Origin of the sequence: Bacteroides sp. ZJ-18 (assembly GCF_011038705.2) — a bacterium.
Taxonomy (GTDB): Bacteria; Bacteroidota; Bacteroidia; order Bacteroidales; family Bacteroidaceae; genus Bacteroides; species Bacteroides hominis.
This window is the reverse complement of record NZ_CP072198.1, coordinates 2371930-2397121: the sequence shown is the minus strand read 5'-3', so window position 1 is coordinate 2397121 and position 25192 is coordinate 2371930. Positions and strand designations below refer to the sequence as shown.

Genomic DNA, 25192 nt, shown 5'->3' with positions numbered 1-25192 from the left:
AAACGGACGAAATTGTTTCAAAAAACGTTCGTCATTTGAAACACCTTTTTTTGACCTTTTTGAAAAATCCCGTTCTTATGAAAAAAAATATAGATAAAAACACTATTTTTTATTCATAACCCCTTCATTATCAGTAGTGTGTTTTAGTAAAAAAGAGAAAAAAGCAATTTATTTATAAAAATATTTTGTTGTTATAAAAATGTGCCTTACCTTTGTGTTTATAAACGAACGTTTTTTGAAACAATTTCCCCCTATTTTTTCTATAAATTCTACATAACGCATATGTTTGTAGCCCCATAATAGGTATTCCACCCTCCTATCACTTACACACAAGATTTTCTCCTCTTACGCGCGCGTAAGCACATCTGCTTTTCAAAAAAATACAATATATTTGCCGGAATTATATAAATTATTCAAGTTTCGGAAGTGTAAACCCTCGTTTATAGTTGACAAAAAAGCAAGTAGCCCAACTTTCGCCCGAAAAGTCCATCCGTGAGGCGGAGAAGCGAATTTCAGACTTAACCATCTGAAAAACAACATCTTTAAAAAGTAAGATTTCTGTTCTTAAAAGCTTTGTTTTAACATAGAGTTAAAGCTTGTTCTTTGGATGCGAATAACAAATTCTTTAAATGCAAAAGATTTGTTATTTGCGCATAAGAATAAGACAGTCTAAAAAAAGCGTTAACAATGTTAATTGAAGAAAGGTATAAGGATGAAGATACCGGTTCAGACGGCATAAATTCACTTCTAAGACTTGGGTGCACTCGGAGCAAATGCGATGAATGTATAACGGAAAGAGATTCACCACAGGGTTTCACAGAGTAAAAATGATGAAGAATAAAACTCAGTGAGACTCTGTGAAACCCTGTGGTAAATCATTCTCCTTTTGCCTTCATCAGTTTTCCGGCTTTGAGGTCAATATAATAAAGCATTCCCCGGGCTATCTCCATACGCCCGATTTCCTTGTCCGGAAATTCGGCTAACAGCCCCAACAAATCGCCCGTCTCGGGGTCATAGCGCTGTATCTTCCCGCTCTTTTGTACTGACATCAGGAGCTCTCCGCCATAGGACAGCAGTCCCAAAGGCTGTATGGCGTCGTACTTAAATACGGCATCGGAAGTGATATGCGTCTCTTCGCCGAACACAATCTCCATTTTTGAGGGAGTAAACACTTGCAGGCTTTTGTTGTACCAGTCGGTGAGGTACATGCGCCCGTTATGCTCCGCCATGCCATGAATGCGGGGCTGATAGTCATATCCGATTCCTTCGGGTACCTTTACCTTTCCGATCCAGGGGACACGAAACGCAGGCTCGGTAACAGCTTCATAAATCCAATAACCGCGAATGGTATTTTTATCACGCACCATCAGCCTATCGCCGCATTCGCGAAGACCGTAACAATGAGTCATGCTGTAAATATCGTCACCCCACTTTCCGTCCGAACGCCCGATGGCATTGACGAACTGAAGGGTACGACGGTCGAAAATGTTGATACGGGAGTTGTACATGCCCACAAAAATATAACGGTCCGAAACAGCCATATCTCCTATCTCAGCGTTAAATGTCTCTTTAGTATCTTTCCGCATCCACGAATCGATGCGTCCGATCAGCTCGCCTGTCGTCAAGTTCAACAAAAGAACAGAACGGTCGGCGGCATTATTGTTGGCAACAAATAATGTATCCCCTTTGACCCGTACGGACCGGGGAGTAAAATTGGCCGGAAGCACTCCGGGAATAATCACTTCGCCGGCATCGGTAAACGTGGTATAAACCGGTTCTTCGGGAGAGGTATTGCCTTTATCAGCCGGTTCTTCGTCCTTGGAACAGGATACACAACAGGCAGCAGACAGCAATAATAACAGATATAAAAATTTTAAATTCATGTTTACTTATTTTTTTGAATTTCATTCACTACAGGGTTTCACAGAGTCTCACAGAGTTTTGTACTCTATATTTTCACTCCGTGAGACTCTGTGATCCTCTGTCGTGAGCTTTTTTAGTCCAACTCGGATATTTCAACAAACATCACTTTTCCCTGTATCAGGCGCGGAGCGTTCGCGTTCCGACCTGAAAGATAGAACATATCGTTATGGAAAAAGAGGCGTCCCGGAGTACCGAATCCCATTCCTCCGGCAAAAGAAGAGTAAGCGTCCTTCTCCTCTCCGGTGAGGAGATTCACTCTTACGATACGGTTATTGGCACAGACAACGTACATTTCATCCTGAAAGAATCCCATACTCAACGGCTTGCTTTGCATACGGTAGGAACGGACAAAGCGGACCGGCTCTCCTTTCGTAGTAACGGTGGAGGGATCGATTACGAGGATACGCGCACTTTCATAGTCCGATACGTAAATAAGTTCCTTGTAACGTGCCACGGTCTCGAGGTTAAATCCATTGTTGGAAGTTGTGCTGTCGGTGTTCTGGGCAAACACGGGGACCTTGAAACGATTTTCCGGTGTACAGTCCGAAAGCTGTACCACCTTGATTTTTTGTTTATCACGAATAAATAGTTTGTCACCGGCTACTTCGGCAGACTCGCATTGCAACAACGAGCTCGACTGCCAGCCTGTACGCCCGATAGTGGTTACATACGTATAATCGTTCCGGCGAAACATGTCGATCCGGGAAGAGCGGTTCACCACAAAAATATAATCGCTGTTGACGGCTACATCCATCACTTGATTATCGAACTTTTCAGCTTTTCCGTCATACGTCCAACCTGTCAACGAGTAAAGCAATTCGCCGGTGGAGGCACGAACAATCCGGACACCATCCGATCCGTCGGCACGGTTGGCTATAAAAAGGGTATCACCCGAACGGCGCATTCCCACAGGATTATAGCTCTGTGTACCTACACCGATAGCTGCCGCATCCAGCTCTTTCTCAAAAGTCAGTGTAAGGATGGAATCGGTAGTGAAACCGAACCCTGGCATATTGTTTTTATCACATGCGGCAAAAGTGAGCAACAAAGTCGCCACTACCATAAAAATGCTGTATCTTTTCATCATAACTCTATGTCGGGATTATCGGCATCGTTGATACCGGGGTTATAATCATTGTAACTCTTGAATGGATTGATGATATAAGGCAACATCCGGTGTTTCATCATGTAACGGTATACTTTCGGCACAATCTCGTCGGGCATCGATCCATAACACAAGCTGCTGGAATGGCCGTAACCCAGACAGTGTCCCAATTCGTGAATCCAGACATGAAGCACCCAATTGCAATCTATCGCTACCCGGTTCTGGTAAAAGAAGCCCGAAAGATATTCCTCACGCAATCCCAGTGCGTTTCCTCCGCCAAGTCCGGCGATTCCGGGTCCGGTGACTACTCCGAACACCAGACTTTGCTTATTCAGAATGGATTTCAACAATCCCTCACGGTCAATCTCCTTCCCTGCATCGTTATGGATGCTGCCTTTATAATTCATCAATGAATCACGAAAAATTCCGGAACTGAACATAACGGCCATATTTACCGCTGAAGTGGCATAATAACGGGCTGCATTGGGCGTCATCACTCCCCAGTTACCACTACCGTATTTTCCCATCTGAATGCGGGTCTTCATCTTGATAGTTTTCAACATATCGAATACAGAATCGTTGCATGTAAGCAACAGTTCGTACTGATCGGGAGAAAGCAAAGCCAGATTGTTGACACGGACAGGCTTGCCGCTTTTGGAGGGATAGACTGCCTCGCCCATCTTCAGCGGAGAATCCAACCGGATGTTGTAAAAGCCCGGAACTTCTTCAAACTGCATCAGATGGATGGTATCACGCAAATGGGGCATCGTAAGCCATACGGAGACTTCTTTGAAATCGTGAGCCATACCATTGAACAGGCGGAGCTTTCCGTCTGTCATCGATACATTAAGCGGTTGGTTCACATAGAAGGCACGATCGGCCGAAACAATGTCATCAACGCTCTCACCATCTTCAAACATCTGTTCTCCCTGATTGAGAAACTCCTCTGCCGAAATTTTAGTCAAGGCAGGCGGTGTGCCAGAGGCATTGAGAATGTCGACGGTATCATCATCCTGGCAAGCAAACAGAGAGAGTGCCAGAAGCGAAATACCTAAAACTTTCTTTTTGTTCATAGTGTAGGGTTTATTTGTTTTTTGAGGGCGCAAAGATAATACAAAAAGGGAAAATGCAAATAAAGGTGTCCAAATACTGTCCGCCAATCGACAGAGAAACCGCATCTCAAATAAAAACAGGCAAATCTTATCCGATCCCAAACGATTCTTTGTAAATTTGCACATACTTATTTATTAGACAAAACATTATGAAAAAACTCTTTTTATGGGCACTGTCAGCCTTGTTAACCTTTCCGGCAGCTGCTCAGGACTTCGTCCCCGAAGCTTCGTTTTACGGCGAAAACTACTGGACTCCCGACACACTGGGTAATCACCGTGCCGTTGTTTCAATGAATACTCCCGCCACCGTAGCGGAAGCTTATATCCCCTGGCGCAGACGCGACGCCAATCCCGAACAGAAAGGGATTATTGTGATAAATGCTTCTACCGGCAAAGTAGTGGACAATGTACTTCCGGTGGAAATCAACCGTGAGTACGGACGTATCCGGTTCGATGCCAGTACAGGTACAGGGAATTACTATGTATACTATCTGCCCTACCATACATCGGGAGGTCCATACCCCAAAGTGAACTATCCGAAGCAACCTGACAGAGCCGACGCACAATGGAAAGCAATCTGCAGTTCCACTCCGGGAACAAAGGTGACCCGGGCCAAACTGGTCAGATTCGAGTCGTTAGGCAGTTTCAACAGCTTCTATCCGATGGAAATCATTGCCACAGCAAAAGAGAAACAGGCATTGGCAGAAGCCAATAGCAATAAACCGTTCCTGCTGCTGCCCGAAGACCGTAAGTTCCCTATCCGTATGTTCGACGATCTCTCATACCGTCAGGTAACCCAAGGAGCCACCGGCGAATTTTTCGGTGAAGCAGACTTAAACGAATATTATGTATTGCAACTCGGACTATGGGCTTTCAAGAATCCGGTGAACGGGGTCAAAGTAACCTTCACCGACCTGAAAGGTAAAGACGGGATGATTCCGGCATCGGCCATCACTTGTTTCAATACGGAAGGGACCGACTGGATAGGGCGCCCGATGCATCCGGAAGTAAACGTGGGCAAGGGGCGTGTACAGCCGCTTTGGATAGGCATTCAGATGCCGGAACATGCCGGCAGAGGCATTTATAGCGGTAAAGCCATTGTCAGCGATTCATCGGGAGCCTCTCAAGAGGTAAAGATCACGATCAACCTGTCCGACAATGTGCTGGTAGACAAAGGAGACAGTGATTTGTGGCGTTTGTCACGCCTGCGCTGGCTGAATTCACAATATGCCGTAAATGACCAACTGGTGAAGCCGTTCATTCCGATGACGGTGACAGACAACACAATCAGCGTATTGGGACGAAGCGTCACTGCCGGCGAACTGGGGTTACCGGCTTCCATCCGGAGTTATTTCACCGAAGAGATGACCTCCGTTGGCAAAGAAGCCAAAGACATCCTGGCAAAACCGATGGAGCTCGTCATCCGCCGGAATGGAAAACAACTGCCCGTCACCATCACTTCACCATTGAAATTTGGCAAGAAGGAAGACGGGATTGTTAGTTGGACAGCTGCCGGGAAGGCCGGATCACTCGATGTGACGGTACATGCCAGCATGGAGTTCGACGGTTTCATGAGTTATCAGATTAAAGTAAAAGCAACCGAAAACACATCGGTAGATGACATAGCTCTGATGACTTCCATGCCGGCAACGACTGCCAAATATCGTTTGGGAATGGGATATGAAGGTTCTCTGCGTCCTAAAAGCGACCGATGGAAATGGAATGTGGAACGCAATCAGGAAGGTTTCTGGTTCGGCGACGTAAACGGTGGAATGCAATGCCTGTTCCGTGCGGAAAACTACCGCCGCCCGCTGAACACCAATTTCTACAAAATGCAACCGCTGAACATGCCGCCATCCTGGTTCAACGACGGCAAAGGAGGTATCAGCTACCGGGAACAAGGGAAACAAGTGGATATCGAAACCTACAGCGGAAAGCGGACCATGACCAAAGGAGAAGAGCTGAACTTCGACTTCCTGGTGCTGGTGACACCTTTCAAACCGATAGACACCATGAAGCAGTGGACCGATCGCTACTATCACGGTTACCAGCCTGCCGAGAAACTGAAAGAGGGTGATGCGCATGCTTATCAGGCGGTAGACGTAGTAGCTGAAACCGGAGCGAACGTCATCAACCTGCATCACGGCAATGCAGTCAACCCGCATATCAACTATCCGTTCTTCCGTCCGGCCTTCATGAAGCAGTACGTGGACGAATCGCATGCCAAAGGTTACAAAGTGAAAATCTACTACACCGTAAGGGAGCTGAACAATCACGCACCGGAGCTTTTTGCCCTGAAAAGTCTCGGACACGAGATCTTCTCTCCGGGCAAAGGAGGAGGATATGCATGGTTGCAAGAGCATCTGGACGGTGACTACATCGCCGCATGGTTTGTAGATGCCTACAAAGATGCAGCCATCGTGAATACCGGCATTTCACGCTGGCATAATTTTTACGTGGAAGGGCTGAACTGGCTGACAAAGAATGTAGGTATCGACGGTGTATATATCGACGACCTGGCTTTCGACCGCAACACCATGAAACGTATCCGCCGGGTACTGGAAAACAATCGTCCCGACCCGCGCATCGACGTTCATTCCGCCAACCAGTTCAATCCGGCGGACGGGTACATCAACAGCATCTTCCTGTATATGGAACACATGCCTTACCTGGACCGTCTTTGGTTCGGCGAATACTTCAAATACGAAAAATCACCGGAATACTGGCTGACAGATGTTTCGGGTATCCCCTTCGGCATGATGAGCGAAATGTTACAGGACGGTGGCAATCCTTACCGGGGTATGCTATACGGCATGACAGCACGCGAACCGATGGAGTCCGTCCCTTCACAACTCTGGAAGGTATGGGATGCTTTCGGTATCAAGGACAGCCGGATGATGGGGTATTGGGTATCATACAATCCGGTGAAAACAGGACGCAGCGATATTCTGGCCACTTCGTTTGTCAAAGACGGCAAAGTGATGATAGCCATTGCCAGCTGGGCAAAGAAAGACAGTGAGGTGAAACTACAAATTGACTGGGAGAAACTGGGGATAGACCCCGACAAGGCAAAACTGACGGCACCTGCTATCAAAGGTTTCCAGGAAGGATTCACACTGTCAGCCAAAGATAAAATCAAAATACCGAAAGACAAAGGCTATATCTTTATTCTGAAGTAAAGATAGATAAAATCAATGAAGGTGTGTCGAGAATGTCTCCATGCGGAATTGACATTTTCGACGCATCTTCATTTAAAATATGATTGACACCTTAGGGTTATATAATATTCAATATGAATTCAGACAGCAAAGCTCACAAAGCATATCCGAATTTACATTTTCACTTTTTGAGTATCCTCTTTAAGTAGTCGACATCCAACAATAAATTCACAGTCTCAAACTTTCCTTTATAGAATACAGCCCAGTTATTGAAAACGCAGGGCAATTCCTTTGCTTTTTGTAACGTATCCACTTGAATGAAAGATACGGGAACGTCATTCATTTCGCAATACTGTTTTATTATTTCAATGTTTTGACAGATATAAGGACATTGCATATCATAGTAAATCGTCAGTTCGTTGCTTTCAATCTCCTGCTTCTTTACATTTTGCGCAAACCGGGGTATTGTTCCGTCAAAAGAAAGCGCAAGCAATTCATATCCGTTATCAGTAGTATCAACAACTTCAAAACCGAACTTCTTCGCAAATGATTGGTCAGAAAGCCAGGATTTTTGTTTTTTTGCTCCCAGCATACAAATACCGGATTTACCCTTTGCTTTGGCATCAGCCAAACAATACTCCATCAATGACTTTGCATACCCTTTTCCTTTGTAACTACCTAAAACCCATAAGCAATATACGTAATAATAGTTATCACCGGTTATGGGGACCCAAGCTGTTTCAAGGGGAGCATATTCGATAAAAACCGTAGCCTTTGCATTCAATTTTCTAAAGACGTGACCTTCATTCAGCCGGTCAGAAAGCCATCGCCGCTTTGCTTCAATACCCTGATGTGGCTTTTTACTGCGGATAATGCAACATAAATGCTCACCGGCAAGGTTTTCTGTTGTCAAATTTACAAAATCAGTATCCATACGCACCCTCACTTTAAATTTAGATATTATCAACCAACTGACCGGGATAGTGCTACTTTATGACTATTATTAATAAATCACAAAGCACCAATGTAGTGAATTTAAATGAAGAAACTTCACTGAGGGCTTCCTTCATAAAAAATAATTTTATCACTGTCTTGGTTCTGCATAAACGATATAGCGTGCCGAATCGTCTTCGTCAAGTAATAAAACCGCATTGGCGTTATCTGTAACCCATATAGCGCACGGATAGGCATTCGGATATACCTTTTGCTCGGAAAACAGTTCCTTATATAATCGAAAGATCTTTTGCTTATCCTTTTTATCTTCGTAAGTAGGTTGCGAATAGAGTAAACAGAAGTAGTTATAAAGCACATCATAACTTTGGCTCAGATATTTATCGCTTGTAACATTAAAGTATGCAACTTCCACTGATGGGACACCAGCATTAAACCGATAAGTAGTCATCAAATCAGGGTTACTGCCAATAACATCGGCATAAGAAGTCCACGCCTGTGAAGTATTAGTCACATCCTTCCAATTAAATCCCAGAAAATCTTTATCATTAATGATAGTAACCGAAAGTATGTCTTGGTAAAGCACCTTGTTATCCTTCCATGCTGTAAGGCAAGTTTCATAATCTCCGGGGAATATAAAGCAGTGCCCCCACTCCATAACCAGATGGCTCTTAACTACTCCTTCTCCACTTTCACGTTCATACAACCGATAGCTGCCTTTCTGTCCATTCACTGTCCAGACTATTGAATCGCATACCTCTGACAGTAATCCCATCGTTATAGATTGCGAACCATCATTTGTTAGATAAAAATCCATACGATCAAAAACATTTTTCCTATTCCCTTTTTTAAGTGCAAGGTGAGGCATCGGCGCTTTGGTCACTTCCACTTTTATCGTGGCAGTCTCTCCTGTTTCATGATCGGTAACGATAATATCGGTTTCTCCATCCCGCTTACCTGTAATTTTGATATCAGAGGCATATTCCGTATTTCCACCCCATGTATAAACAGCATCAGCCACTTCACCATCAGTTATATCCAATGTCGTGTTTTCATGGGCCGTCAGCTTTACAGATTCACTACCGCCCAATATGATTTTGCATGAATTTACAGTCAACTCCAAATGGCAGGCAGATTCCGTTTCTTCATTGTTGCAACCAATAAGATTAATTGTGCACAAGAACAACAGTAGTAGTTTTGATAACTTTTTCGTTTTCATTTTTTTATAGTCTTGTTTTACCTTTCATGAAAGTACTTGCAAATATAAGAAAAATGCAATACACTCTACTATGTACTGCATTTTTATATGTCTTACGACATATTATACGGAAATATGGAATCCTCATCTGTCGGATATGCTCAAATGGCTTGTATATGGATTTAGAGGATTGTGTCCTATTATCTATTCTGCAACTTGCTCCCTAATATTTTTTGCTGCAATAGTGTGGAAAGAATGAATTTATTGGTTCCCAGATTGGAATCCAACAAAGAAAAATCCCTTGAAAGCACTTGACTTTCAAGGGATTTAAAGTAATGTTCGAGGTTCCTGGCGGATTTTAAACTGCCAAGATAATCCTTTTATTTCCAGTTGATTAGAATCTCTTTAGCTTCGCTACTGTAAAACAAATATTCTGTTTAAATCGTTTATTAATAATCACAAAGATAAACTGATAATTTTGATTTGCAAAGAAAAAATGGAAAGATTTATTCTATTTCTTCATTAAGCCATAATAGACAAGTACTTTTGCAAAGCAGCTATCTCCGCTTCAACAACCAACTTTTGAAAGTCTTCCGGCAAATGTTCTGTATGCGACTTCTCTAATGCCATGTAATAGCTTACCTTTGCATCATTACTACCTTTCAGAGTAATAATAACATAGCCATGACGAAGAAGATACAAGTTCATCAACAAACGAGAAGTACGCCCATTACCATCTATAAACGGATGAATCCGCACCAGTTCGTCATGCAGGTAGGCAGCAATAAGAACAGGATGTATCTTTTCTTTTTCCATTTGCTTGAAACGAAGAATAAAATCTTCCATTTGCTTCTCTACCAGATACGGTTGCGGTGGCATATGTGTACTACCAGAAATCATAACAGGAACGGTGCGGTATCTTCCGACATTTTCCCGGTCTATTCCATGAAGAATAAGGGCGTGTATCTCTTTGATGGTACGTTAGCTTATCTCTATATCTTGTTTAGCAATATCTTTAATATAGCTGATAGCTTCTGCATGATTGATTGCTTCCAGATGTTCACTCATGGATTTCCCCGAAATAGTAACGCCTTCGTTTACCACAAGGGCTGTTTCCTGCAAAGTGAGCGTATTGCCTTCTATACGATTACTTTCGTAGGTGTATTCAATATCCAAAGCATCCTGAATCTTTTTCAAGGCTTCTTCGGGCAATGGACGCAAAGCTGATAGCTGTTCTTTCTGAACATCCACCTCTTTCAGCATAACATTTATATCTTCACTCATGGTTATTCTATTTCTTTAATTCGTTCCACTTGTTTATTCAGGAAGTAATCGGCATACGGAGAATAATTTCCTGTTTCATAAAAGCCAATCAGCCCTTTCCTGTAATTCAGTATATCGGCATCCCTTGAAGAATAAACAGGAATAATATCAGCATTCATCAATACAATGCTTTCCATCATTCGCGAGGTACGTTTGTTCCCGTCAATGAAAGGTTGCAGTTTGGCTATGTTGCAATGAAGATAAACGGCTCGCTCCAATGGGTTTGTTAATTGCTCTTGCTGATAAAGTATTTCATTCAACTTTGCCCGAATATCATGCAAATCCTTTGGCGGTATATATCCCGTGCCGCTAATACGGACAGCCCTTGTTCTTAAAAAGCCTGATTCTTCATCAGAAACCAACCCTGTAGATATAGATTGATGCACCCTAAACAAAGTGCGTTCATCTATCACTTCCTGATTTTTCCCTTTATTGATATACTCCAGTTCAGAGATGAAGGTATTATATAAATTCTTCAACATCTTGGCATCTTCATACTTCTTTTCAGAAGTAATACCATCTTTGAGCAATGCTTCTGTTTCTACATAAGTATATGTATTGCCTTCTATCTTACCGGAATAGTAGCACCATACAACGGCTAAGTCCTTTATTTCATTTGAGCGCAAATCCGATAGCTTTGCCAAAGGATGATTCAAAATGAATTGCGCTTTTTCCTGTTGCTCTTTATTAAATATCTGTTCCATAGTTTATGGTCAAATCTTGTTATTTCCTATAATACTCTTACTTTCATAATACTTAATCCTGCCTTTAAGTTCATCAATATCTTTCTTAATGGAATCAGAGATAGGAATATTATGCTTATCCAAAAAAGCTGTGAGCTTTTGAAGTTCTTCCTGTACTTCCATTTTTCGGATGCCGTAATAATAGGTAGAAGTGAAATCAAATTCATCTTTAGTCATCAATACCCGTGCCACATCTTTAGGAGTAGTCTTGTCGGTGATATGAATATCTGTTTCAAGCATCGAAGATATATATTTTAAATCCGAAGCATCAGGACTATACTGTTTTTTTAGTACATCGAAATAGGAATTAAACTTTTGTTCTTTAGCATCCCATTCAAGTTTCACCATTCCAAAGCCATGAATCGAGTAAGCTATCACCTTTTTAATAAGCCCTTCCATTTCTTCTTTACTGATGCAAACACCATCTGATGTGCCAGTAGAATAGCTATCAAAGAAATAAGCAGGTTCTACATTAAAGTATTGAACCATACTTAATAATGTATCTATTTTAGTAGAGTTAGCCTTGATGATTTTATGCAAGCTCTGCTCTGTCATGCCCAATTCAACAGCAGCCTGTTTCATTGTTACGTTTTTCTTTTCGCACAACTCCTTTATTCTTTCAAGATGAACCATATAAGTGTATTTAAAATACAAATGCCAAACTATTAATTTAGCCTTAATATATTATTTCTATATTTGCAGCATCAAAGATAAGAAATAAAATTTAGTGTTCAAATAATAAACAGATTTTCTAACTAAAAAAGTAGAAGTATGGAAACAGTAATTGTAACTACAGAATCCGCTATCGAAAAGATAATGGAAAGAGTATTAGATAAAAAGTTGCCAAAGCCTCCTGAATCGGATATAGAGAAGACTTATAAGTATTAATCAAGTAGCCAGAATGATGGGACGCTCACACAAGAAAATTTCAGACCTTGTGGCAGCAGGCGTACTAAAGGCTACTGCTGATAACCGTATTTTTGAGAGTTCTATTAAAGAGTACAACCACAAGTAAAGCTGTTCACTAAACTAAAAGTTGAACTGAAAATTCTTTTTCATCCACCACTTGAAAAAGCAAGGTAGCGTTTCTGCAAAGGGACGCTATCCAACAAATGAACTGACATGACAATACCCAAAGAAACAAATATCTGTATATCAGAGCTAAAAAAGGAGGATAGCTTTCCTTAAGTACTTCATCTCTTTTTTTGTATATATCCGCAAATTTGAAATTAAATAAAAGTTCAAAATCATTAGCTAACATACTAAAAGGAATATTTTTTCCATCAATACCATTAATGCTGTTTAAATAATAAAGCCCACAAATATTTTCCATAACATCGGTGTAATTAATAACACTCGGATTCAGATATAAAGGAGATTGCCATTTTCTTTCTATATTAATGAAATATTTTGGATATTGCATTTGGCGATATATTAGCTCTAATTCTTTGTTAATCAACAATAAAACTTTATCTGAATAAACTATTTTTAAAATATTTCCTTTATTCCCATATGATAATTCCAAAGATTTTATCATTTCAAATTCTACTTGTGTTATATTGAGCGTACGAATACGTTTTCTATTATCGTTTTCTGTATCTAAATATAAAATTAATGTTTCCATAAATTCTTTATATACATCTTTTAATTCCCCTTCAGAATCCGAGCTACTTTTATATAAAGGATTTGATAATATTGCATATAGTTTGGTGTCAAGAATATCTCACATAGCTAAATGTTTCTTTTGAGATATAATAGCAAGGGGGGGGGTAAATTTCAAAACTGAATATACCCCCTTGCTGCTATTATCTTTTCTTTTTTAAGATTTTCTTTTACTTATTAATTCTAATCTGTCTAAAGCAACAGTGCTTTTAAGTAATCCAAAGGCAACTATCACTTGCTTACCTTGTATCTCTAAAACATTTCCGGTAGCGGCTTGTCCCTTCAATCTAACAATATCTCCTTTTTCGATTATGGTATTTTTCAAGGATTGTTCTTTAATCAGTTTACCTGTCTTCATTGTAGCAGATAAAGTTGCTTCTTTCCCAAGTTCTGAATTACGATTCCCTAAAATCTCTTTTCTTCTATCTTCCCAAAAAATCTTATCACGGGCTATAGACTGTAAAAAACTATCCATATTAATAAAACCTTCTCCTAACTTTGCGGAGGATTCGATAATAATATCTTTCGGTAAACCAATCCGTGTTGCGACCTCAACGGCAAAAGAGCTACCCGGATTACCAATAGAAAGTCTATAAAGGGGTTGCATACGTTCAGCATCGTAAAGCATTGCGCCATTAATAATACCATCAGTCTCATAGGCGAAATGTTTTAAGTTTTGAAAATGTGTAGTGATAACTCCGAAGCTGCCTTTTCGATTAAATCTGTCAAGCAAAGTTTCGGCAATGGCGCCACCTATTTGTGGCTCTGTTCCGCTTCCGAATTCATCGATTAAGATTAGCGTCTTATTATCGCATTGCTCCACAAAATACTTCATATTTGTAAGGTGTGAAGTATATGTACTAAGACTGTTCTCCATGCTTTGTCCGTCACCTATATCCACAAATATATGGTCAAATATTCCGGTTCGTGAATTTTCATGTACAGGAATAAGTAATCCACATTGTAACATATACTGTAGGAGTGCTACTGTTTTCAGACAAAGAGACTTTCCCCCGGCGTTTGCTCCTGAAACGATTAGTAATCTATTTTTTTCGTTTAGAACAATATCTAAAGGATGCGCTTGCTTTCCCTGTTGAAATAGCTGTATGTTCAATAAGGGATGTATAGCTTGTGCCCATTCTACTTGCTGTTTGTTCTCAAAAATCGGTTTAATGCCATTTATACGTACTCCAAATAATGCTTTTGCACGAATAAAATCAATATCTCCCATAAAATTGTATGAATGGGAAAGGTCTGATAAATGCGGGCGGATAAGGTCTGTAAATTTTATAAGAATTTTCACAACCTCACGACGTTCATCGGCTTCTAATTCTCGAAGTCGGTTGTTCGCTTCTGCAACGGCTTCGGGCTCAATAAATACAGTTTTTCCACTCCCTGAACCGTCATGCACACATCCTTTGATTTTTCGTTTATTAGCGGCATCAACAGGGATTACCATATGTCCGTCACGCAAACTGATACTTGCATCTTTTCCTAATAAACCAGCTTTCTGGGCATCACGCATAGCATTTTGCATATTACATGATACAGCTTTTGTTGTTTCCATCTTATTTCTGCGGATATCTGCAAGCTGACGTGAGGCATTATCTTTAACTTGGTGTGATGATTTATCTAATATAGAGTTTGCCTTATCTATAATTACAGGAAAAATTTTGATATTGTCTGCCATTATAGTTAAAGCAGGGTATTTAAACTCCCCTTTGTCTGTCTTTGCCGCATGCAAATAGTTTACTATATTATTGATTGCTTGCAATGAATTCATTAAGTTTGAAATTTCTTCTTCTGAGAGCCAAGCGGTAACATCATTCTTTATCTTGTGTAAAGAATCACGGACATCCAAAAAATTATCTGTAGGAAAATCCTCTTTATTTCGTATAATCTGCGCAAACTCTCCTGTTTGCTCTAACCATTTTTCAAGAGTGGCAAAGTCTGTTGAGAAACTCATATTTGTTACTTTCTCTTCTCCAAGAGGGCATAAACACTTTTCTATAATATATTGACGAACTGTATCAATTCCAATTCTCTGTTCAAAATTATTCGGGTAAATCATAATCTCAAATATTATTACTATATCAGCTACCAGCCATCAGTAAACTGATAGACCAATATACAGTTGATAAAAAATAAATTAAATAAAACTGAGATTGCCCATATTCCGACAAGATACTAAACTTCTGATAGACAAGGGATGCCTATTTAGTACCATTGACATCTCAAAGGTTAGAGATGCGAACTCGCAATATGGTATTTACACGGAAGCACAACACATAAATCGTGAACATTTTAAATTATCGGTTGCAAAGGTAAGAATTATATTTGAAACAACTTGGAAAAACACAAAAAGTCTTGTATTTCTTATCTCAATCAATATGTTAGGTTGTTACTTTTAAAAAAAAACTGACGAAAAAAAAGACTAACTATCACTTTTTTCTTCGTCAGTTTTATTTTATCCGCACTTTATTTACATTATCAAGTAACAGATTTACAGCATATTATTTATTAAAATGCAGAAAGTGTGGAAAATGCACTCATATTACCCCACCCACTTATCTCGCATCTCCTTTACAATATCCTCATCATGCAAGTGCGTATAAATATCCTTGATGTCGTTACCTTCTGCGTGCCCCATTATTCGTTCTGCTATCCCGTCACGAATACCTTTCTTTGCAGCAATAGTTCGGAAACTATGCCGTGCCCGGTGAAAGGTCATTGTCTTATCAATCTTCAAATCTGCCATTATATCTTTCAGATAACGGTTTGTCGGCTGATTGGAGATAGGCAAGAAAATCTTTTGGCACGGTTCACCATTCCCAAGCAGAGTATGAGTGATTCCGAGATTATGGTGATTTTGATTCTCTTTCATTCGGGTGGTTTTAGATGCTTCAAGCATTATTATCCGGAATATGTGTGCAAGCATTTATCCCATTTGTTTCCTGTTCGGGTTTCCTATAACCGCTTTGTAGAATTGGAAAAAGAGATCCTTCTTCCATTGGCTATATTTATCAAACAGGTGCTCCTTGGGCAGTGTACAGGTATTAGTTTTGCCGATTCCACTCCATTACGGGTTTGCCGTAACCAACGTATCCATATTCATAAAACCTTTGAAGGATTAGCCACACGTGGAAAATGTTCAATGGGATGGTTTTTCGGCTTCAAACTACACCTGATAATCAATGACAAAGGAGAAATACTGAACTTCATGTTTACTCCCGGGGGGAGTGGATGACAGGGAGCCACTTAAACAGGAAACCTTCTTTAAAAATATCAAAGGGAAACCATATGCAGATAAGGGCTATATAGGGAAAATGCTCTTTGAAACTTTATTTGTCAATGGAGTGCAATTGATAACTAAGGTAAAAAACAATATGAAGAATATGCTGATGAGTATAACCGATAAGATTCTATTAACGGAAAGAGTAATGGTCGCGTCTTTGATTCGCAAATGCGTCTTTTAGACTCCCTCGCACAGTCAGACATGACCAAAAAGCCCGAAATAAAAAAAGAATTCCTGATCGATGCCCTGTATACGATGGATGAATCTCTGAGAAAATAACAAGAGTTGAATGAAAATATGCAGAACAAATAAAAAAACACTCTCGCACAAAAAAATAACGGTTTGTTTATTTGCACAATAAACAAATCGTTATTATATTTGCAGGGTGTTAATGACACAGAGATGTTTGATAAGGTTGAAGGTCTAAATGACCGTGAGGAAATGCTTGATCATTTGAGGTTCCTCATCCGATACGAAGAAGAAATTCTTGAAGATGGAATTCTTTATTCCGAATCGGAATTCTACGATGAACTCTACAGCACCATTACAATGATTGCCGAGAGCTTCAACGAAGAATGAAAAAGGTAGGGATTCATAATGAATCCCTACCATCAACCTTATCAACATCTTCTTTATTACAGATTACATTAATAATATTGCATTATGGATAAGCAGACGGAAAATAAGATTAGAGGCCTTGTAGATCAATTCCACCTCTTACGTACCAAAGAAGGTGCTATCAAATTTGATAACATATGGAAAGAGCTGACTGCATCCATCCCACTTGAAGAACGTAGCGAAGCGGGAAGAATCCTCCGTGAAGAGATGAAAAGCCGGAGAGAGCGAATTAGACGTACTGATATTGATGTACGTAATCAGATCGGAGATTTAGGAGACGTTATTTCCTTATCATATATCGCTCAACACTACTTCCAAAAAGATAGGAGCTGGTTAGCTCAACGCATTAACGGAAACATCGTCAACGGGAAACCCAGTGCATTTACAGATGATGAATTAGAACTATTCAAGTTTGCACTTAACGATATAAAAAATAAGCTATCGGAAACCATATTAAACATCAAATGACATTAACACAACCGAGAGAGGGAAGCCGATACTCCCTCTCTTTTTTTATTTCCAATCATTGCTGTCCCATTAAAATCTAAAAGAGTTCTTTGAAATATTTGAAACTTAGTTAGTTACAGCGATTTTCCGAGCGAACGGACTTGAATTTGTAGCTTTGCATCAGATTAATCCGATAGCATATGTTCCAAGACAAATACGTTTTCGCTCAATTGACTTCACACAGGTAGCAAACGGAAAAACGACAGCTTATGAAGGGTTGGGCAGACTTGAAGACAATGTATGTTCAAGCACCCGCATTCTCACCGAAATTGTTTCGATACTAACGATATATTGGAGTATAAAACATTAGCACATGGGAAAGGTAAAGGAGCTAAACTGGATTTTAAGCCTCAGCCTATTAAGAGGATGAAGAAAAAACAATGTTTCTAAAGAAAAGGTGGGAACAAAGTGGCGCATGGTAATAACCCTGTGTATATGTAGTAAAACACTTATCTTTGATCACTAAACGCAGTGCGATGGAAAAGAATGCTTATATAGAGCTGGCTGAATGTCTTCTGCCTGAAGAAATGATTGAATACTTTGAGGTGGTCAAGGTAGATAAAACCACAGAAAGGCTTGACGTAACCTTGGAGGAACGGAATAATGGGGTTTTCGGTTACGAGTCAGGACAGCTTCGGTCTAACGGTTTCTATGAAGAGAGCATCGTTAGGGATTATCCGGTCAGAGGGCGTAAGATGTCGTTTCATGTAAAGCGTCGCCGGTGGATTGAGGTTGAGACGGGTAAAAGCGTCAGCAGACGCTGGGATTTAGTGGCCGAAGGTACCCGCTTCTCGAAAGAGTTTGCGGTTTTTTTAAAAGATATGCTTGGACAAATACCCGATTACGGGCCGCTCTCTTGAATGTTTTTTCGATATAGACGGAGACCTGTTTGAACGCCAGTATAAGCGTCATCTGAGCGGTTACTGGCAATGGAAAGACACGGCAGAGGGGCTTCATGCCGAACGATGGCGGGTATTTCCGCAAAACATTGGGCCGCATCTGAGTATCGACGAAACCTCTTTGAGTCGCGGAGAGCTATATACAATCGTGACTAATAAGGAGGCTCACGGTCGAGAGAACTCCATTGTGGCCATAGTACTCGGCACGGAAGCCGATACCGTCATACATGCCTTGCGTCAAATAAAAAGCGAGCTACGCAATAAAGTCACCGAGATAACGCTTGACTTGTCCGACAGCATGCATAAAATCTGCCGTATGGCTTTTCCGCGGGCATCGCGGGTAATCGACAGGTTTCATGTGCAGAGGCTTGCTTTGGATGCAGTCCAGGAAATACGCATAAAGCACCGCTGGGAGGCCATCAATGCCGAAACAGATGCCAGAGAGGCTGCGAAACTTGAAGGGCGAAAATATACAGCGGAACGTATAGAGAATGGAAATACGCTCAAAGAACTGTTGGCAAGAGGGCGCTATGCCTTATTCAAATCACCTGAAAATTGGACTGACACCCAACGGACACGCGCCAGAATACTGTTCGATCTCTACCCTGATTTGAAACAGGCTTATTGGCTATCGCAAAACCTCAGGGTCATATTCAACAAACAATCAACCAAAGACAGCGCACGTCTGAATCTCGCCCGTTGGTACAATCGAGTCGCAGACTCCGGCTTCAAATCATTCAACACCATAGCCGCTAGGGATCAATGAATAACTCTGAGGGGTGAAATTATAAATTCTTATCTTTGCCTTCAAATTTATAGAAAATGGAGTTAAATGGTTATCGCCTTCTTCTTCCTGAAGGCACCTTGGATTACTTTGCTCTTGTTGATGTGAAGGAAAGCGTGAATGAGATTGTGATTTACCTTGAAGAGAAGAATCTGGTTCCTGAGCAGTATGCCGGTGAGGGCACTGAGAGCAAAGGCTTTTATGATCCAGTGGTTGTCCAGGACTTTCCCCTTCGTGGCAAGAAAGTGTATCTGAACATTCGCCGTCGTCGCTGGATATTAAAGAAGAGCAATGAGTATATCTGCCGTAACTGGCGCATGTTAGCTGAGGGTACTCGTATGACGCAGGATTTTGCGTTTTTTTTAAAAGAACTATATTGATAATTATCCGATCAGCTGCAAGTTATTGGGTACTTTATATGGCGTTGACGGGGATTTATTTGAACGTCAATACCGTAACCATTTAAGTGGCTACCTCCACTGGGAGCAGCTTGCCCACGCAGAGAACTGGCTTTTGTTTGAAAAGAACATTGGTGCCTACGTCTGCATTGATGAAGTGGCTCTCTCTCGTGGAGAACTCTATACTGTGTTGATTAATAAAGAGGCTCACGGTGGTAAAGGCAGTATTATCGCTATCATTAAAGGTACGGCTGTTTGTACAGTCACCTCTGTCCTGCTTAAACTTTCCCGTCGTCGTCGCTACCAGGTACGTGAGATAACATTGGATATGGCCCCCAATATGGCACAGATTGCCCGGACTTGCTTCCCTGCCGCCAAACGCGTTACAGATCGTTTCCATGTACCGAAATTAGCTTATGAAGCTGTTCAGGAGATGCGCGTGAAAGCTCGCTGGGAGGCTTTGGACGAAGAGTCCATACAGATTGCTTACGCAAAGGCCTGCGGAAAGATGTATCATGCGCCCGTTTTCGCTAATGGAGATACAAGAAAACAGTTGCTGGCAAGGAGTATTTATCTGCTTTACAAAAAAGAATCGCTATGGACTCAGTCACAAAGGATACGGGCCGAGATTCTATTTAAAGAATATCCCGATATAAAGAAGGGATATTATCTGGCCATGCGGTTAGGCTCAATCTATCATCAGTGTAAGTTTAAAGATATTGCTTTGACAAGGCTTGCAAGGTGGTATGATGAAGTAGACAAATCGGAGTTCCTCACCTTTGGAAGGGTAGCGCGCTCTATACAAACGCACTATCTGAATATAATAAACTTCTTTGAAAGAAGGGCTACCAATGCAGCAGCAGAATCATTTAATGCTAAAATCAAAGCGTTTAGGGCACAGTTCAGAGGAGTAAGAGATAAAGCATTTTTCTTGTACAGACTCGCCAAATTATATGCATAAAAAGAAAAGCCCTCAGATTTTTACATTGATCCGCCGCTAGTACCATTTTCGCCCAATTTAAAAGAAAAACCCTCTCAGAATCACTCTAAGAGGGTTTATTGAGGTTCCTGGCGGATTCGAACCGCCGTACACGGTTTTGCAGACCGCTGACTAAGCCACTCATCCAAGGAACCTTGTTTCTCGTTTGCGGTTGCAAAGGTAGTACAAATTTTGAAACTACCAAACTATCCGCAGCAATTTTTCTTTGTCTTTTTTTTCTTAGACGAACACTCTTTCCGCTTCTTCTCCATCATATCCTTTAATTCACAGCCACTTGCACAACTTGCACAAGGGTTATCATTTTCTTTCACACGACGAAAAAAAACATAAATACCATAGAGGATGCGGGCTACACACAATATAATCAGTAACCCGACAACCCATTCTTGCCAATTCATAAAAACAATCCTCCTATCTGATAAACGGCAAATGAAACAATCCATGCCAATGCTGTGGTATATCCTGCCGTAAAGATAGCCCACTTCCAACTACCGGATTCTTGCTTGATGGCCACCAACGTGGCAATGCACGGGAAGTAGATCAGCACAAACAGCATATAGCTGAATGCTGCAAGCGGAGTGATCGGAATCCGTTCAGCCAGACTGACCGCATCGGCATCGGCATCATTTGTATAAAGTACACCGAGCGTACTTACTACCAACTCCTTGGCACCCACACCGGAAAGAAGACCGATACTCAGCTTCCAATCGAATCCTAACGGTTCAAGTACAGGCTCCACTGCCTGACCTATCTGCCCGATATAAGAGTTTTCCTGCTGTTCCGCCTGGGTAGGATAAGCATTATGATCCGGATAATAGCCCAAAAACCAAATGATAATGGAAGCAATCATAATGATACCTCCCATCTTTTTGAGGTATTGCGCGCCTTTTTCCCATGTATGCCGGAAGATAGACTTCATAGTCGGCATGCGGTAAGGTGGAAGTTCCATCACGAACGGAGTATCATCTCCCTTCACCAGAAAACGGCTGAACAAACGAGCCATAACAACCGCCAATGCGATTCCGATAACATAAATTCCCAATAAAACCAAACTGCCATTATTAGGAAAGAAAGCACCCACCAATACCAGGTAGATAGGCAGACGGGCACTGCACGACATCAACGGATTGACAAGCATGGTGATCAGACGGCTCTTCCGGTTCTCAATGGTACGTGAAGCCATTATTGCAGGCACATTACACCCGAAACCCATTATCAAAGGAATAAACGACTTACCGTGCAAGCCCATCTTATGCATGATTTTATCCATAATAAATGCGGCACGGGCCATATAACCTGAATCTTCCATCAAGGAAATGCAGAAATACAATATCAGGATGTTGGGCAGAAATACAATCACTCCTCCGACTCCACCAATGATACCGTCAATCATCATATCCTTCAGCGGGCCCTCGGACATGTTATCCCGAATCAGGTTACCCATCACCTCGACAAGCCACTCGATACCCATCATCGGGTACTCCCCAATTACAAACGTACCCTCGAACATCAGATACATAAAAAGGAAGAAAATGGGATATCCCCAAATGCGATGGGTCACAATGGAGTCGAGCACCTTCGTTGTCTGTTCCTGCTCCAGATGATTGTCGGTGAAAGTTTCTTTCAACGCTCCACTGATAAAACCATATTTAGCATCTGTCAAAGCAGATTCGCTATCTTCGTTCATTGTCTCCTGTATACGCCGGGCCGCTTTATCCCGTTTCTTTTCCACCTCTGCGGCATTGGGCAGAGTATGAATAAAGCGTTCTATTTCAGGATCATTCTCCAGTAATTTGATAGCCAGATAACGGGTAGAATATTTATGGCGGATAAATTCGTTCTTTGAGATTTCTTCTTTCACCGCATCGATAGCCTTCTCCAAATCGGGACCATGATTGATATGAATATGGCGGAATACTTTGCCCACCGGTTCTTTACCATGGGTATAGTCGGCAGGATGTTCGCCGTGATCCTTAAAGTTAGGCAGGGTCTGATGCCAATCCATGATTTCCTTAGCCACTTCCGGATGGATATGCCCTTTTTTATCAATAAAGTCGGCACCTTCGTAGAGATTGATAACGACATGGAAAAGACGGTCTACTCCGATATTTTTCTTGCAAACAGTAGGTACCATCGGAACACCGAACAAATTGCCCAGCAGGCGGTGATCAAGGGTATTACCGCTGGCTTCCAGTTCATCGTACATATTGAGGGCTACTACCATGCGTACATTCATATCGATAAGCTGGGTAGTAAGATAGAGATTACGCTCCAGGTTAGAAGAATCGACCACATTAATGATCACATCCGGCGTTTCATCAATGATGTGGCGGCGGACATAAATTTCTTCGGGAGTATAAGCTGACAGAGAGTAAGTACCGGGCAAGTCGACTATCTTGAAGTGATAACCCTGGAAATCAAAATATCCTTCTTTGGCATCTACGGTCACACCGCTATAATTGCCTACATGTTCGTGGGCTCCTGAAGCCAGATTGAAAAGAGAAGTCTTACCACAGTTCGGATTACCGACCAGCGCCACATTTATCGTACGCCGTTTTCCAAGGGCAACCCGCTTCAAATCTTCCTCTTTTACGTCAATATCTTCAGTCAATCCCTGATGATAAGCAGATTCCTGTGTTTGTAACTTAGCCTCCTGCTCGCTGATGATCTCGATCATATCAGCCTCCTGTCGCCGCAGAGAGATTTCATAACCCATTATTTTGTATTTGATCGGGTCTTTCAGTGGAGCATTAAGCAATACTTCTACGGTTTTTCCCTTGATAAAACCCATCTCCACAATCCGTTTACGGAAGCCGCCGTGTCCCAGCACTTTGACTATGACTCCCTTCTCACCTGTTTTTAATTCGGACAATCGCATAGTGTGTGTACCTCTAATTTTGGCGCAAAGATAATTCATAACTTTGTGGCATGCAAATTATTTAGATTGTTTTTAAATAAGGGAGAATTCTTATCCATATTGACAAAACTATTATCTTTGCAATATGATACAACATAGAATAGCACAATACATCGAAAAAGAGAAGCTCTTTTATCTGAATGACAAGGTATTGGTAGCACTAAGCGGCGGAGCCGATTCTGTGGCTTTGCTACGATTGTTGCTATCAATGGGGTACACCTGTGAAGCTACCCATTGCAATTTCCATCTGCGGGATAAAGAATCGGACAGAGATGAAGCATTTGTACGCCGGTTGTGCCATGAAGCGGAAGTACCTTTACATACCGTACATTTTGATACAATTCAATATGCCGCCGACAAACACATTTCTATCGAGATGGCTGCCCGTGAATTACGCTACGAGTGGTTCGAAACGCTCAGGAAACAGCGTGGAGCAGCTGTTATCGCAGTAGCTCACCATAAAGACGACAGCGTAGAGACCGTATTACTGAATCTGATCCGGGGTACCGGCATTAACGGACTGCTCGGAATCCGTCCAAAGAACGGAAATATCGTACGCCCTTTGCTTTGCCTGAGCCGCGATGAAATAATCGCATACCTGCAACGCATGAATCAGGATTACGTAACGGACAGTACCAATCTTTTGGATGATTATACCCGGAATAAAATTCGTTTGAACCTGCTACCTCTGATGCAGGAAATCAATCCATCGGTTAAAGAGAGCATTATCCGCACGACTAACTACCTGAATGACACGGCGACTCTATACAATAAAGGTATAGAAGAAGCACGGACACGCGTGCTGACCTCCGAAGGTATCCGGATAGAGGCTTTACTGCAAGAACCAGTACCGGGAGCCATCCTCTTCGAACTGTTGCATCCGCTCGGTTTCAACGCCGCCCAAATAGAAAGTATACAGCAATCACTCGACGGACAGCCGGGAAAAGTCTTCATCGGTAAAGGGTGGAAAGTCATAAAAGACAGGGAATTGCTGCTAATTGAAGAAGATATAAAGGAGGAAGAAGCCAAACCACCTTTCCGTCTGGTTACGGAAGTATATGATTATACTCCTGAATTTATAATTCCCAAAGATAAAAAAACAGCTTGCTTTGATGCAGACAAGATGGATGCAGCATGGTGTATAAGAAAATGGAAACAAGGTGATGTGTTTATTCCTTTTGGAATGATAGGCAAAAAGCGTGTAAGCGACTATTTGACGGACCGGAAGTTCTCCCTGAGTGACAAGAAGAAACAATGGGTGTTGTGTTGCGGAGAACGAATTGCCTGGTTGATAGGAGAACGAACGGACAATCGGTTTAAAGTAAGCAACAACACAAAGCGGGTAATGATTATCCGAATCTCCCCCAAAGATATCAACTAAAAATCAACTGATTACATTTACCAAGCCCTTACCGACACATGTAAAAGCATTTACTCCGGCATGTAAAAGCATTTACCCCGGCGTGTAAAGGCATTTACCCCGGTATGTAAAAGCATTTACCTCGGTGTGTAAATGATGACTACATCCGAAGCGCCACATGCCCTCACTATAGATGACGTAAGCTACACGTCTGCCGGGCAAACCAAAAAACAGAGCCT

20 protein-coding genes, 1 tRNA gene and 3 pseudogenes are annotated in these 25192 nt (G+C 41.6%); 10 read left to right on the top strand and 14 right to left on the bottom strand.

What is annotated here, in order from left to right:
* Positions 1 to 603 precede the first annotated feature (603 nt).
* Positions 604 to 825, top strand: a pseudogene (locus tag G7Y45_RS19945) (hypothetical protein).
* A gap of 50 nt (positions 826 to 875) precedes the next feature.
* Here G7Y45_RS19945 and G7Y45_RS09465 read toward each other — a convergent pair.
* The 3 genes from G7Y45_RS09465 to G7Y45_RS09455 form a co-directional block, all read right to left on the bottom strand.
* Positions 876 to 1883: a hypothetical protein gene (locus tag G7Y45_RS09465; protein ID WP_165017976.1), complete on the bottom strand. Its 1008-nt coding sequence runs from the start codon at positions 1881 to 1883 to the stop codon at positions 876 to 878.
* Between the two features lie 113 nt (positions 1884 to 1996).
* Complete coding sequence (locus tag G7Y45_RS09460) at positions 1997 to 3010, bottom strand: hypothetical protein (RefSeq protein ID WP_165017974.1); 1014 nt, start codon at positions 3008 to 3010, stop codon at positions 1997 to 1999.
* Entirely contained in the window at positions 3007 to 4101 is a 1095-nt protein-coding gene (locus G7Y45_RS09455) for a hypothetical protein (protein ID WP_165017971.1), read from the bottom strand. Before G7Y45_RS09455 ends, G7Y45_RS09460 begins: the two co-directional genes overlap by 4 nt.
* A 188-nt stretch (positions 4102 to 4289) precedes the next feature.
* On the opposite strand from G7Y45_RS09455, the gene G7Y45_RS09450 reads away from it, so the two are divergent.
* A complete protein-coding gene (locus tag G7Y45_RS09450; protein ID WP_165017968.1) occupies positions 4290 to 7319 on the top strand; it encodes a glycoside hydrolase domain-containing protein in 3030 nt (1009 codons plus the stop codon).
* A 160-nt stretch (positions 7320 to 7479) separates the two neighbouring features.
* Here the strand turns inward: G7Y45_RS09450 and G7Y45_RS09445 are convergent, their stop codons facing one another.
* The 8 genes and pseudogenes from G7Y45_RS09445 to G7Y45_RS09405 all read right to left on the bottom strand — a co-directional run bounded on the left by G7Y45_RS09445 (position 7480) and on the right by G7Y45_RS09405 (position 16059).
* The gene (locus G7Y45_RS09445; RefSeq protein ID WP_005809603.1) at positions 7480 to 8232 is read right to left on the bottom strand and encodes a GNAT family N-acetyltransferase; all 753 of its coding nucleotides are present in this window, start codon (positions 8230 to 8232) and stop codon (positions 7480 to 7482) included.
* 150 nt (positions 8233 to 8382) lie between these two features.
* Positions 8383 to 9468: a pilus assembly protein N-terminal domain-containing protein gene (locus G7Y45_RS09440; protein ID WP_005809607.1), complete on the bottom strand. Its 1086-nt coding sequence runs from the start codon at positions 9466 to 9468 to the stop codon at positions 8383 to 8385.
* 501 nt (positions 9469 to 9969) lie between these two features.
* A pseudogene (locus G7Y45_RS09435) lies at positions 9970 to 10731 on the bottom strand (Fic family protein).
* Between the two features lie 2 nt (positions 10732 to 10733).
* On the bottom strand, positions 10734 to 11474 hold the full coding sequence (locus G7Y45_RS09430; RefSeq protein ID WP_032542191.1) for a Fic family protein: 741 nt from the start codon (positions 11472 to 11474) through the stop codon (positions 10734 to 10736).
* Positions 11475 to 11483: 9 nt separating this feature from the next.
* Positions 11484 to 12146, bottom strand: a complete 663-nt coding sequence (locus tag G7Y45_RS09425; protein WP_032542192.1) for a helix-turn-helix transcriptional regulator — start codon at positions 12144 to 12146, stop codon at positions 11484 to 11486.
* 391 nt (positions 12147 to 12537) lie between these two features.
* Positions 12538 to 13137 carry a hypothetical protein gene (locus tag G7Y45_RS09415; RefSeq protein WP_050550821.1) on the bottom strand — a complete coding sequence of 200 codons (600 nt, stop codon included), beginning with the start codon at positions 13135 to 13137 and terminating at the stop codon, positions 12538 to 12540.
* A gap of 195 nt (positions 13138 to 13332) precedes the next feature.
* A complete protein-coding gene (locus tag G7Y45_RS09410) occupies positions 13333 to 15246 on the bottom strand; it encodes an endonuclease MutS2 (protein ID WP_165017965.1) in 1914 nt (637 codons plus the stop codon).
* A gap of 483 nt (positions 15247 to 15729) precedes the next feature.
* On the bottom strand, positions 15730 to 16059 hold the full coding sequence (locus tag G7Y45_RS09405; RefSeq protein ID WP_080720178.1) for a tyrosine-type recombinase/integrase: 330 nt from the start codon (positions 16057 to 16059) through the stop codon (positions 15730 to 15732).
* Between G7Y45_RS09405 and G7Y45_RS09400 the strand changes: the two are divergent.
* From G7Y45_RS09400 to G7Y45_RS09370, 7 genes and pseudogenes are all read left to right on the top strand, one after another.
* Positions 16018 to 16630 (top strand): annotated as a pseudogene (locus tag G7Y45_RS09400) (IS982 family transposase); the annotation flags it as partial. The gene G7Y45_RS09405 and the pseudogene G7Y45_RS09400 overlap by 42 nt on opposite strands.
* 242 nt (positions 16631 to 16872) lie before the next feature.
* Positions 16873 to 17049: a hypothetical protein gene (locus G7Y45_RS09395; RefSeq protein WP_155268088.1), complete on the top strand. Its 177-nt coding sequence runs from the start codon at positions 16873 to 16875 to the stop codon at positions 17047 to 17049.
* 84 nt (positions 17050 to 17133) lie between these two features.
* On the top strand, positions 17134 to 17556 hold the full coding sequence (locus G7Y45_RS09390; protein WP_010992954.1) for a DUF5053 domain-containing protein: 423 nt from the start codon (positions 17134 to 17136) through the stop codon (positions 17554 to 17556).
* A gap of 515 nt (positions 17557 to 18071) precedes the next feature.
* On the top strand, positions 18072 to 18455 hold the full coding sequence (locus tag G7Y45_RS09385; protein WP_032542196.1) for a hypothetical protein: 384 nt from the start codon (positions 18072 to 18074) through the stop codon (positions 18453 to 18455).
* Positions 18421 to 19260, top strand: a complete 840-nt coding sequence (locus G7Y45_RS09380) for a transposase (protein ID WP_122296943.1) — start codon at positions 18421 to 18423, stop codon at positions 19258 to 19260. The genes G7Y45_RS09385 and G7Y45_RS09380 overlap by 35 nt, the downstream gene beginning before the upstream one ends.
* A gap of 56 nt (positions 19261 to 19316) precedes the next feature.
* Positions 19317 to 19658 (top strand): transposase family protein, encoded by a 342-nt coding sequence (locus G7Y45_RS09375; RefSeq protein ID WP_033572485.1) that lies wholly within the window; start codon positions 19317 to 19319, stop codon positions 19656 to 19658.
* A 25-nt stretch (positions 19659 to 19683) separates the two neighbouring features.
* Positions 19684 to 20637: a transposase gene (locus G7Y45_RS09370; protein WP_165018068.1), complete on the top strand. Its 954-nt coding sequence runs from the start codon at positions 19684 to 19686 to the stop codon at positions 20635 to 20637.
* 101 nt (positions 20638 to 20738) lie between these two features.
* Here G7Y45_RS09370 and G7Y45_RS09365 read toward each other — a convergent pair.
* The 3 genes from G7Y45_RS09365 to feoB all read right to left on the bottom strand — a co-directional run bounded on the left by G7Y45_RS09365 (position 20739) and on the right by feoB (position 23554).
* Positions 20739 to 20810: transfer RNA gene (locus G7Y45_RS09365), tRNA-Cys, on the bottom strand.
* 51 nt (positions 20811 to 20861) lie between these two features.
* The gene (locus G7Y45_RS09360; RefSeq protein ID WP_005809609.1) at positions 20862 to 21074 is read right to left on the bottom strand and encodes a hypothetical protein; all 213 of its coding nucleotides are present in this window, start codon (positions 21072 to 21074) and stop codon (positions 20862 to 20864) included.
* Entirely contained in the window at positions 21071 to 23554 is a 2484-nt protein-coding gene (gene feoB, locus G7Y45_RS09355) for a ferrous iron transport protein B (RefSeq protein ID WP_005776077.1), read from the bottom strand. Before feoB ends, G7Y45_RS09360 begins: the two co-directional genes overlap by 4 nt.
* 124 nt (positions 23555 to 23678) lie before the next feature.
* Here feoB and tilS point away from each other — a divergent pair, with 124 nt between their 5' ends.
* Positions 23679 to 24974, top strand: a complete 1296-nt coding sequence (tilS, locus tag G7Y45_RS09350) for a tRNA lysidine(34) synthetase TilS (protein WP_005809613.1) — start codon at positions 23679 to 23681, stop codon at positions 24972 to 24974.
* The last annotated feature ends 218 nt before the right edge of the window (positions 24975 to 25192 follow it).

Excerpts from the sequence above, each read along its gene's own strand:
- G7Y45_RS09385 (WP_032542196.1), top strand. The coding sequence starts at position 18,072 with ATGGAAAAGAATGCTTATATAGAGCTGGCTGAATGTCTTCTGCCTGAA.
- G7Y45_RS09455 (WP_165017971.1), bottom strand. The coding sequence starts at position 4,101 with ATGAACAAAAAGAAAGTTTTAGGTATTTCGCTTCTGGCACTCTCTCTG.
- G7Y45_RS09395 (WP_155268088.1), top strand. The coding sequence starts at position 16,873 with ATGTTTGATAAGGTTGAAGGTCTAAATGACCGTGAGGAAATGCTTGAT.
- G7Y45_RS09450 (WP_165017968.1), top strand. The coding sequence starts at position 4,290 with ATGAAAAAACTCTTTTTATGGGCACTGTCAGCCTTGTTAACCTTTCCG.
- G7Y45_RS09415 (WP_050550821.1), bottom strand. The coding sequence starts at position 13,137 with ATGGAAACATTAATTTTATATTTAGATACAGAAAACGATAATAGAAAA.
- G7Y45_RS09445 (WP_005809603.1), bottom strand. The coding sequence starts at position 8,232 with ATGGATACTGATTTTGTAAATTTGACAACAGAAAACCTTGCCGGTGAG.
- G7Y45_RS09405 (WP_080720178.1), bottom strand. The coding sequence starts at position 16,059 with ATGAAAGAGAATCAAAATCACCATAATCTCGGAATCACTCATACTCTG.
- G7Y45_RS09430 (WP_032542191.1), bottom strand. The coding sequence starts at position 11,474 with ATGGAACAGATATTTAATAAAGAGCAACAGGAAAAAGCGCAATTCATT.
- G7Y45_RS09425 (WP_032542192.1), bottom strand. The coding sequence starts at position 12,146 with ATGGTTCATCTTGAAAGAATAAAGGAGTTGTGCGAAAAGAAAAACGTA.
- G7Y45_RS09410 (WP_165017965.1), bottom strand. The coding sequence starts at position 15,246 with ATGATTTACCCGAATAATTTTGAACAGAGAATTGGAATTGATACAGTT.
- G7Y45_RS09375 (WP_033572485.1), top strand. The coding sequence starts at position 19,317 with ATGGAGTTAAATGGTTATCGCCTTCTTCTTCCTGAAGGCACCTTGGAT.
- feoB (WP_005776077.1), bottom strand. The coding sequence starts at position 23,554 with ATGCGATTGTCCGAATTAAAAACAGGTGAGAAGGGAGTCATAGTCAAA.
- G7Y45_RS09465 (WP_165017976.1), bottom strand. The coding sequence starts at position 1,883 with ATGAATTTAAAATTTTTATATCTGTTATTATTGCTGTCTGCTGCCTGT.
- G7Y45_RS09460 (WP_165017974.1), bottom strand. The coding sequence starts at position 3,010 with ATGATGAAAAGATACAGCATTTTTATGGTAGTGGCGACTTTGTTGCTC.
- G7Y45_RS09390 (WP_010992954.1), top strand. The coding sequence starts at position 17,134 with ATGGATAAGCAGACGGAAAATAAGATTAGAGGCCTTGTAGATCAATTC.
- G7Y45_RS09440 (WP_005809607.1), bottom strand. The coding sequence starts at position 9,468 with ATGAAAACGAAAAAGTTATCAAAACTACTACTGTTGTTCTTGTGCACA.
- tilS (WP_005809613.1), top strand. The coding sequence starts at position 23,679 with ATGATACAACATAGAATAGCACAATACATCGAAAAAGAGAAGCTCTTT.
- G7Y45_RS09360 (WP_005809609.1), bottom strand. The coding sequence starts at position 21,074 with ATGAATTGGCAAGAATGGGTTGTCGGGTTACTGATTATATTGTGTGTA.